This window comes from uncultured Clostridium sp. (assembly GCF_934754915.1).
Lineage (GTDB): Bacteria > Bacillota > Clostridia > Clostridiales > Clostridiaceae > Clostridium.
The window spans coordinates 38,370-45,006 of the sequence record NZ_CAKVKB010000019.1; the positions used below are offsets into that span (position 1 = coordinate 38,370).

Here is a 6,637-nt window from a genome sequence, read left to right on the forward strand (position 1 = left end):
GAATAAAATTTATAATAAATATGATTGAAATTGAAATGATAGATATAGGGTGAAAAAACTTATGAAAATTGAGTATAATGGCAGAATTATAGAATTTGATTTTACAAAAAGAAAGAGAAAGACTATATGCATTAAAGTGAATCTGGATGGAAAGGTTTCAGTAATAGCGCCATTAAATATAAAAGAGAGTCAGGCAGAAGATTTTGTGTATGAAAAAGCTCAGTGGATTATTAAAAAACAGGATGAGATGCTTAATATAAGCAAACAGAAAGTTTCAAGAAAATTTGAAAATGGAAGTACCTTTATGTATCTTGGAGAAGAGTATCCAGTACACATAATATATGATGAATCTTATAAGAATATTAGAATTGTTTTAAGTGGAAAAACTCTTAAAAGTCCATATGATTGTCAGCATTTTATAATTTATACAAATACTTATGAAAAAGAAGTTATGAGAAAAGCTATGGAAAAATGGTATAGGAAAAGAACAATGGAAATTGTACAAAAAAAGATACAAATATATGAAGTTTTTTTTAAAGACAAGGTTACAGATATAAGAGTGAAAGAACAGAAGAGACGTTGGGCAAGCTGTACTGGGAAAAATGCAATATTATTTAACTGGAGATGCAGCATGGCAAGGGAAGATGTTATTGAATATATTGTAGTACATGAAATGTGCCATTTTGATTATAGGGATCATTCTAAAAATTTCTGGAGAAGAGTTGAAGAGATTATGCCGGATTACAAAGAAAAGCATGAGTATTTAAAAGAAAATGGAATGAATATGTATATATAAAATCAGGTATGGCTTCTATTTATTTTTGAAAGCCATACCTGATAAATTCTGCTATAAGACAGTATCTATTTTTTTTGTTGATTCTATATTTCTAAGTGCCAATGTACAATAAAGCATTGAAATTACGTAAAATACAAATGTATATTCAGAAGTAAATATACCTGTAATGGTAACTAACGATTCAAAGATAAGAGGAAGTGTCATTGAATAAGCACCAATTATGCAGCATTGACTATATTTTAGATTATGCTTAGAATTTGTACGCATTAAAAATGTCATAGGACCAATAATGATAAATAATGCTGCCAGATTGTTAATAAATGAAAGCAGTGGGTTAAGTATGAAAAATGTAATTGTAAACATAGTTTTAAATGATGAAAAAACTGGAATAAGTAATTCCTTATTAACTGATAATGTTTTATTGTCTGAAAAATTAATGTTAGCTATAATTTTTCCTTGCTTTTTAAAAGAAATTGATGAAGCATTTATATATGTACCACTAGAATAGTCATCCAGTATAGATATATCAGTTGTCCCACTTGTATCTGCAACAAGAACGTCACCTATAGCACCATAATTTATTAAAAGTTGTAAAATTGGTGAATCACCAGTATATTTATATATTACTGGCCCATCTAAATTAATGTTTAAATTTCCATCTTTAAGTTCAAATTCTGGAGACTCTTTAATATATTTATTTTCTAATCTTGTCATATCGTCATTAAATACATTTAAAGTGCTTATATTACTCAAAGTAGAGAATATTGTAGTCATAAGAAATAGATAGAATATAGCTTTTAATAAACCTTGTGACAGGAATTCTCTATATATTTTAAAATCGAAAAGACTATAAGCAAATTTATGTAAAATTCCTAGCTTATTTTTCAAGAAAAAACCTCCTTAAATATTTGTAATTATTACATTAATGCTTATTATAGCACAATAATCTTTATTAAGAAATAAAATTATCATAATATTATTATGTAATAATATTGAAAACAAAAAAGAAATATGATATTATGACAAAGTAAATTAAATAATGGACAGTTCATTTAGACCATCCTGTCCTTAAATAAAACTAGGCTATTAATTTAATTCAATATGAATGCATAGTCCTGTTTATCTATATGAAATAGTAAACAGGTTTTTTTGTTGGTTTTAGATAAAAAGATGGCTGAATAAATTTTGTCATCTTTTTATTTTGCAAAAATTTACTATAGGGTAGTGAGCATATTTTGAAAAGAAATACAGAGTGTGTCTGTGAACTGGAAATACAAAGGAGATGGCATATATGTTTAAGCTGAAAAGCGAAATACAATTTGATATGGCGCACTATTTAAGCGGATATAATGGAAAATGTTCCAATATACATGGACATAGATACAGACTTATTGCGCAGATTGGAAGCGAAAAACTTCAAAAAGAAGGACAATGCAGAGGCATGATTGATGATTTTTCTAATTTCAAAAATGCACTAAAAAATATAGAAAAAACTTTTGATCATAAACTTGTTATAGAAAATAATGATGAAGGAAAATTGCTTGCAGAAAAATTAAAGGAACTTCCTAATGATTTTGATATTTATTTTGTTGAGTATAGACCTACAGCAGAAGAAATGTCTAGAGATATATTTAACAGACTTAAAGACATGGGGCTTCCAATATGTGAAGTTGAATTATTTGAAACACCTAATAACAGCTGTATATATTCAGAACTATAATTTATCAATGAATTCAATGATGTTTTATAGGTATGTGTGGAGCTATTGATTTAGAAGGTGTAGTCATTTTTTAAAATTGGAGGAAGAGATGTACAATATAGTAGAGAAATTTTTATCAATAGATGGAGAGGGGCCAAGCTCTGGGGAACTTGCAACATTTATAAGATTTCAAGGATGTAATTTAAGATGTTCATGGTGTGATACAACTTATTCATGGGAAGAAAATGAAATAAAAGAAAAACTTTCAGCAGAAGAAATTTATGAATATATAAAAGAAAATAAGTCATATAATGTAACGCTTACAGGAGGAGAGCCGCTGATTCAGGAAAATATACATGAACTACTGGATTTGTTAAATAAGGACAATGAACTGAAAATTCATATAGAAACAAATGGTTCGGTGGATATTGAAACTTTTAAAAAAAGATATAAAAATAATAATATAAGTTATATAGTGGATTTTAAATTGCCATCAAGTAAAATGACTCATACGATGAATTATAATAATATGAAATGTATAGGAAAAAATGATGTATATAAATTTGTTATAGGAAATAATGAAGATCTTTTTATGGCCCAAAAAATCATAGATGAATATGAATTAACTTCAAAATGTCTTGTTTATTTTAGTCCTGTTATAGGAAGTATAGAAATGAGCTACATTGTAGAATTTATGAAAAAATTCAATATGAATAAAGTAAGGTTGCAAGTTCAACTTCATAAAATAATATGGAATAAAGACTTAAGGGGAGTATAATTCAGACAAATTTTGTAAAATTTATTGAAAGATGATTAGATTTAGGTTTTCTATGGTTTATATTATTGAGTTAATGTGTTACAATTTAATTGATTTTAGCAAGTAATAAGCATGTTATAGGAAAACATTTATAAAATGAATTATGAAGGTCATATTAAGAATGTGTTTAAATGATAATATTTATTTTGGAAAAATATATAAATGTTATATAGACTTATGAAGATAATTAATGTAGCATATTCTGCATCAGAGCAATGGGGTTTGAACATATGCTGGAAACATATATTTGTATGACATAAGATAAAACTGCTTGTTAAGGAAGAATGGGGTATAGATATGAATAAAAAAATAGATACTGATAAGATTCAGGAATGCATAAGAGAAATTTTAATAGCTTTGGGAGACGATCCAGAAAGGGAAGGTCTTAAGGATACTCCTAAAAGAGTTGCAAAAATGTATGAAGAAGTTTTTGAAGGAATGACTCATACAAATGAAGAAATAGCAGAAATGTTTGGAACAACTTTTGAAGAGGAAAGCTGTGTTGAAGAAGTACATAATAATATGGTTATAGTAAGGGATATACCAATACACAGTTATTGTGAACATCATCTTGCATTAATGTATAATATGAAAGTTAATGTTGTTTATATTCCTAGGAAAAAGATAATTGGACTTAGCAAGATTGCAAGAATTGCCGATATGGTTGGAAAGAGGCTTCAGCTTCAGGAACGTATAGGAACTGATATTGCAGAAATAGTTTCAATGGTTACAGAAACAGAAGATGTCGGAGTAATAATAACTGGCGAACATAGCTGTATGACTGCAAGAGGAATAAAGAAACCTGGAACATTAACAACAACAACAACATTTACTGGAGTATTTAAAGAAAATCCAATGTTGAGACAGGAAGCACTTCTTCTCATAAAACAGTAATAAATAGTTTAAAAATCTTTCATTTGGATTAAAGGTATATAAAACAAAAGTACATAAAAATTATGTTATAGGGATTAATTAATTTTTTATTGATTGGTTCATAATATTATGATATTATCATAAAGTAATTAAATATGGACAGTTCATTTAGACCATCCTGTCCTTAAATAAAACTAGGCTATTTAAATTGAAATAAGTTAGGTGAATGCATTTTTTAAATGTCATAGAATTTTGAATTACAGTCTGTTTTATTATTTAATGTAATAAAGCAGACTCTTTTATTTATAAGGGCTTTTTATTTCAGTTATTTTGTCTATTTTATGATGAAATTAAACTGATATAAAAAGTTTTTTTATTTTATGACTGTAAGATTGCAGGAGCATTCAGAGCAGACATAAAAAATAATGCCTGTGAGATTAAATAAAAATATTTCCTATAAATAGTGTAGTCAGAAAATTTTTATCAGCATGAATAGGAGAAAAGAAAAATGAATAAAAAAGCAGTTGTCGTATTTTCAGGAGGACAAGACTCTACAACTTGTCTATTCTGGGCATTAAAAAATTTTGATGAAGTTATTGCAGTAACTTTCAACTACAATCAAAAACACAAACTTGAGATAGAGTGTGCAAAAAATATTGCAGAAGAACTTGGAGTTGAACATCATATTTTAGATATGGGACTTTTAAATCAGCTTGCACCTAATGCATTGACAAGAGATGATATTGAAATAAAAATGGGTGAAAATGGAGCTCCTCCATCAACTTTTGTAGAAGGAAGAAATATGCTTTTTCTAACTTTTGCAGGAGTACTCGCAAAAGTTAAAGGAGCAAGACATATTATTACAGGTGTATGTGAGACTGACTTCAGCGGATATCCTGACTGCAGGGATGTATTTATAAAGTCACTCAATGTTACAATGAATCTTGCAATGGATTATGAATTTGTAATCCATACTCCCCTTATGTGGATAGATAAAGCAGAAACATGGAAAATGGCAGATGAATTTGGAAAGCTGGATTATGTAAGGAATAAAACATTAACATGCTACAATGGAATAATGGGCGATGGATGCGGGAAGTGTCCTGCATGCATTTTAAGAAAAAGAGGACTTGAAAAATATCTAAAATCAAAGGAAGAAAATTTATAATTTATGAAAGCAGAATAAAAGGAAAAGCAGAATAAAAGGAGAAAAGGATATGTATGAAACAGGAAGAAAAAGCAAGGAATTAGAAGGATTATCTCTTCTTGGAAATATGGGAACAAAATATGACTATGGATATAATCCTGATATTCTTGAAGTATTTGAAAATAAGCATCAGGGTAATGATTACTTTGTGAAATTCAACTGTCCAGAATTTACAAGCTTGTGTCCAATAACTGGCCAGCCAGATTTTGCAACTATTTATATAAGCTATATACCTGATATTAAAATGGTTGAAAGCAAATCATTAAAGTTATATCTGTTCAGTTTTAGAAATCATGGAGATTTTCATGAAGACTGTATGAATATAATAATGAAAGATCTTATAAAGCTTATGGAACCAAAGTATATTGAAGTGTGGGGAAAATTCACTCCAAGAGGTGGAATAAGCATTGATCCTTACTGCAATTATGGAAAACCTGGAACTAAATTTGAAAAAATGGCTGAATACAGAATGATGAATCATGATATTTATCCCGAAAAAATTGATAATAGATAAAATTGATTAAGAATTGTGTATTTTAGAGAATTTAGCTATTGCTGAAAATATTGAATTGTCAATTCGTCAAAAAATATTTTCAATAATAGACTTAGTTTTATTCATCATAAATGAGTAAAATAATAAAATAGCAGGAAAGTAGCAATCATCTGATTCATATATGAGAAATAATCAGATGGCTGTTTTTTTATTCTTTAGGAAATTATATATTCGGATGATTTGTGGATAACTTTGGAAAGGGGCGGAAACACACAGTCTGCAAAGCAGATTTTTTTATTTATGCAGGAGTATTAAAATATATTATTTTTAAAAATTCAAGCATGCAATTATAAAAATTATTAAAAAAACGACATACATTGACAAACAACAATTTAATCATTTAAAATACATTGTACGCTATGTATATATGAAATGGGGTGATGATTGTGAACAAATGTGAGGAGTATATTGAAGATCCACTTGTAGGAGGTCTTATTCAGCATATTGCCCATTCAATGTTTAAAGAAACTAATAGAGACCTTCAACAATATAATTTGACAGGAGTTCAGGCAAATATATTAATATATCTGTATTTTAATCAACATAAAGGAGACATATATCAGAAAGATATTGAAAAACACCTCCATCTTACTAATCCTACAGTAACAGGAGTTGTAAAGCGTCTTGAGCTTAAAGAGCTTATATCAAGGCATGGCTGCAAGGAAGATGGAAGATACAAGTGCCACATATTG

The 6,637-nt window shown here is 28.3% G+C and carries 8 protein-coding genes; 7 read left to right on the forward strand and 1 reads right to left on the reverse strand.

The annotated features are described in order from the left end of the window. Nucleotides 1-61: 61 nt before the first annotated feature. On the forward strand, nucleotides 62-796 hold the full coding sequence (locus Q0F58_RS05310; protein WP_294373338.1) for a M48 family metallopeptidase: 735 nt from the start codon (nucleotides 62-64) through the stop codon (nucleotides 794-796). Between the two features lie 51 nt (nucleotides 797-847). Here the strand turns inward: Q0F58_RS05310 and Q0F58_RS05315 are convergent, their stop codons facing one another. After that, nucleotides 848-1,684: a DUF1189 domain-containing protein gene (locus tag Q0F58_RS05315; RefSeq protein WP_294373340.1), complete on the reverse strand. Its 837-nt coding sequence runs from the start codon at nucleotides 1,682-1,684 to the stop codon at nucleotides 848-850. A 403-nt stretch (nucleotides 1,685-2,087) separates the two neighbouring features. Between Q0F58_RS05315 and Q0F58_RS05320 the strand changes: the two genes are divergently transcribed. From Q0F58_RS05320 to Q0F58_RS05345, 6 genes are all read left to right on the forward strand, one after another. Further along, entirely contained in the window at nucleotides 2,088-2,516 is a 429-nt protein-coding gene (locus Q0F58_RS05320; protein ID WP_294373342.1) for a 6-carboxytetrahydropterin synthase, read from the forward strand. Between the two features lie 88 nt (nucleotides 2,517-2,604). Next, nucleotides 2,605-3,273, forward strand: a complete 669-nt coding sequence (gene queE / locus Q0F58_RS05325; protein WP_294373344.1) for a putative 7-carboxy-7-deazaguanine synthase QueE — start codon at nucleotides 2,605-2,607, stop codon at nucleotides 3,271-3,273. A gap of 336 nt (nucleotides 3,274-3,609) precedes the next feature. Beyond that, nucleotides 3,610-4,206, forward strand: a complete 597-nt coding sequence (folE, locus tag Q0F58_RS05330; RefSeq protein ID WP_294373346.1) for a GTP cyclohydrolase I FolE — start codon at nucleotides 3,610-3,612, stop codon at nucleotides 4,204-4,206. Nucleotides 4,207-4,693: 487 nt separating this feature from the next. Beyond that, nucleotides 4,694-5,353: a 7-cyano-7-deazaguanine synthase QueC gene (queC, locus tag Q0F58_RS05335; protein WP_294373348.1), complete on the forward strand. Its 660-nt coding sequence runs from the start codon at nucleotides 4,694-4,696 to the stop codon at nucleotides 5,351-5,353. Between the two features lie 49 nt (nucleotides 5,354-5,402). Further along, nucleotides 5,403-5,906 (forward strand): preQ(1) synthase, encoded by a 504-nt coding sequence (queF, locus tag Q0F58_RS05340; protein ID WP_294373350.1) that lies wholly within the window; start codon nucleotides 5,403-5,405, stop codon nucleotides 5,904-5,906. 425 nt (nucleotides 5,907-6,331) lie between these two features. After that, nucleotides 6,332-6,637 (forward strand): MarR family winged helix-turn-helix transcriptional regulator (locus Q0F58_RS05345; RefSeq protein WP_294373352.1); only part of this gene is annotated, 306 nt, incomplete at its 3' end.

What these genes read in the sequence shown, in the direction of transcription:
- Q0F58_RS05310 (WP_294373338.1), top strand. Translation starts at nt 62, where the DNA reads ATGAAAATTGAGTATAATGGCAGAATTATAGAATTTGATTTTACAAAA.
- Q0F58_RS05320 (WP_294373342.1), top strand. Translation starts at nt 2,088, where the DNA reads ATGTTTAAGCTGAAAAGCGAAATACAATTTGATATGGCGCACTATTTA.
- queE (WP_294373344.1), top strand. Translation starts at nt 2,605, where the DNA reads ATGTACAATATAGTAGAGAAATTTTTATCAATAGATGGAGAGGGGCCA.
- folE (WP_294373346.1), top strand. Translation starts at nt 3,610, where the DNA reads ATGAATAAAAAAATAGATACTGATAAGATTCAGGAATGCATAAGAGAA.
- queC (WP_294373348.1), top strand. Translation starts at nt 4,694, where the DNA reads ATGAATAAAAAAGCAGTTGTCGTATTTTCAGGAGGACAAGACTCTACA.
- queF (WP_294373350.1), top strand. Translation starts at nt 5,403, where the DNA reads ATGTATGAAACAGGAAGAAAAAGCAAGGAATTAGAAGGATTATCTCTT.